The organism is Ideonella azotifigens (assembly GCF_006519715.1).
Taxonomy (GTDB): Bacteria; Pseudomonadota; Gammaproteobacteria; order Burkholderiales; family Burkholderiaceae_C; genus Ideonella; species Ideonella azotifigens.
The window spans coordinates 1-2,611 of sequence record NZ_VIDT01000722.1; the positions used below are offsets into that span (position 1 = coordinate 1).

The 2,611-nt window shown below is 69.8% G+C and carries 3 protein-coding genes and 1 pseudogene; all 4 read left to right on the plus strand.

Features of this window, described 5'->3' with window-relative positions:
* Window positions 1-220: class II aldolase/adducin family protein (locus FKP22_RS26780; protein ID WP_211361604.1), on the plus strand; the 220-nt coding region annotated here is incomplete at its 5' end.
* On the plus strand, window positions 217-1,710 hold the full coding sequence (locus FKP22_RS26785; RefSeq protein WP_141291000.1) for an aspartate aminotransferase family protein: 1,494 nt from the start codon (window positions 217-219) through the stop codon (window positions 1,708-1,710). The genes FKP22_RS26780 and FKP22_RS26785, both read left to right, overlap by 4 nt.
* Window positions 1,667-2,353, plus strand: coding sequence for a hypothetical protein (locus tag FKP22_RS26790; RefSeq protein WP_231011703.1), 687 nt, complete (start codon window positions 1,667-1,669; stop codon window positions 2,351-2,353). Before FKP22_RS26785 ends, FKP22_RS26790 begins: the two co-directional genes overlap by 44 nt.
* Before the next feature lie 29 nt (window positions 2,354-2,382).
* A pseudogene (locus tag FKP22_RS26795) lies at window positions 2,383-2,611 on the plus strand (MFS transporter); the annotation flags it as partial.

Here is a 2,611-nt window from a genome sequence, read left to right on the forward strand (position 1 = left end):
GCCCGACGTGCACGCCTACTTGATGCGCAACCACGGCATCCTGTGCTGCGGCGCCGGCATTGATCAGGCGATGCGCGCGGTCGTGGACCTGGAGGCGCTGGCGCATGCCGAACTGGCGCGGCGCATTGCCGAACGCGCCGCCAACCTTGCCTTGCAACCCGCGCTGACGCGGGTGCTGAACGCGCTGGCTGCGCAACCGACGATTGAACCGATGCCATGAGCGCGCTGACCTCCGACCCCATTGCCTTTCCCGCCACTGCAGCGGCACCTCGGCCTGCGATCTCGGCCTGGCCCGAGGTTGGCACGCTGTACCGGCGCTTCAGCGAGCTGGTCCAGCAGCCGATGCGGCCGATCCGTCCGCCCGAGATGGCCCGCGTGATGCGCTACTTCGATGAGCGCTGCCAGGGCTCCAGGCGCCTGGCCGAACGGGCGCAGGCAGTGATCCCCGGTGGCGTGCAGCACAACCTGGCCTTCAACCATCCGTTTCCGCTGGCCGTGGCCAAGGCCGAAGGCGCGCACCTGACCGATGTGGACGGCAACCGCTACATCGATTTCCTGCAGGCCGGCGGCCCCACGCTGCTGGGCAGCAAGCACCCGGCGGTGCGGCAGAAGGTCAACGAGGTGCTGGACGCCTGCGGCCCGGTCACCGGCCTGCTGCATGAATACGAGGTCAAGCTGGCCGAGCTGGTCTGCAGCGTGATGCCGGGCGTGGACATGCTGCGGCTGCTGGGCTCGGGCACCGAGGCGGTGATGGGCGCGGTGCGGCTGGCGCGGGCCTACACGCGCAGGAAGTGGATCGTCAAGATTGGCGGCGCGTACCACGGCTGGAGCGACCAGCTGGTCTACGGCATGCGCCTGCCCGGCACCGGCCGAATGGAGGCCGTCGGCATTCCGCACGGTGTGACCGGCCATACGCAGGAATGCCACCCGAACGACCTGGAAGCGCTGCGCCGCAAACTGCAATGGAACCGCCTGCGCGGCGGCACTGCGGCCGTGCTGCTGGAGCCGCTGGGCCCGGAGAGCGGCACACGCCCGGTGCACCCTGGCTACAACGCCGAGGTGCGCAAGCTCTGCGATGAATTCGGCGCGCTGCTGATCTTCGACGAGGTCGTCACCGGCTTTCGTCTCGGCATGGGCGGCGCGCAGGCCTATTTCGGCGTCACGCCGGATCTGACGGTGCTGGGCAAATGCCTCACCGGCGGCTACCCGATGGCCGGCGCCATCGGCGGCCGCAAGGACGTGATGATGCTGCTGGTCGGTGGCATCGGCACCACCGCGCGGCGGGCGTTTGTCGGCGGCACGCTGTCGGCCAACCCACTCTCGTGCGTGGCGGGGTACTACGCGCTGAAGGAGGCGCAGCGCTGCGACGCGGCGGGCGTGGCCGGCCGTGCGGGCGACCGGCTGCGCAAGGGGCTGGACGAGATCATCCAGCGCCGCGCGCTGCCCTACGTGGCCTACAACATGGGCTCCATCGTGCACCTGCAGACCTCGGGCGTGCTGTTGATGGACACCGGCAACCTCTACAAGCTCTGGCGCGCCAAGGACGAGGCCAAGGCCCGCAAGCACATGATGGAGGAGATGGGCGCGGCCTACACCGCGCACGGCCTGGTCACGCTGGCCGGCAGCCGCATCTACACCAGCCTGGCCGACACCGACGAGGTCATCGATGACGCCCTCAACCGCTTCGATGATGTCTTCGGCTGCGTCTGACCTGGACGCTGCATGGTGGCCGCTGTTCGTGCGGCTGCAGGCGCGCGGCGTGATGGGCCAGGTCGGCGAAAGCGTCGCCAGCCTGTCGCTGCGCCTGCCGGGGGAAGAAGCCATGTGGTGGAACAGCACAGGCACCCACATGCCGCGCAGTGTGGCATGGCAAGGCGTCAACGCGCCGGCCGTCTGGCCAGGCGATGCCCGCACGCACGCGGCGATCTACCGGCTGCGGCCGGACGTGGGCGCCATCGCCATCGGCGGCGGCCCGTTCGGGCTGTGCCTGCCGGACTTTGGCGGCACCATGCCCACCGTCTTCGACGAACAGGCGCGGCACCTCGGCCGCATGGGCCCGGCCGTGAACGACCCGGCCGAACTGGGCCGGTCCCTGGCGGCTGGCGGCAACGCGCTGTTGCTGCAAGGCCGCGTCGTCTGCCTGGGCGCCACCGCGACACGGCTGGCGCTGAATGCCGAGCTGTTCGAAAAATGCGCCAAGGCCTTTGTGCTGGCTGCCGCCACCGGCGGCAAGGTCAGGCCCTTGCCGTGGCTGGTGCGCACCATTGCCAACGGCCGGTTGATGAAGGACGAGCAGCGGGCCATGGCACGCTTTGCGCAAGCCCTGTTGCCCGAAGAGGCAAAAGGCTATTGATCCACGAGGGTAATGGCGGAGGAGTGAGCATGAGCCGGAACGAAGGTGAGGCCTGGTCCACGGCGCAGGTCGCGGCGGCACTGGCGGTGGGCGCCATCGCGGTGCTGATCATCGGCACCCAGCCCATCGTGCTGGGCGCGCTGCTGGAGGCCAAGGCGTTGACGCTGGAAGGCGTGGGCCTGGTGGCGATGGGCGAGATCGTCGCGGTCGGCCTGGGCGTGGTGCTGGGCGACGCGCTGCTGCCGGGGGCGCAGTTGC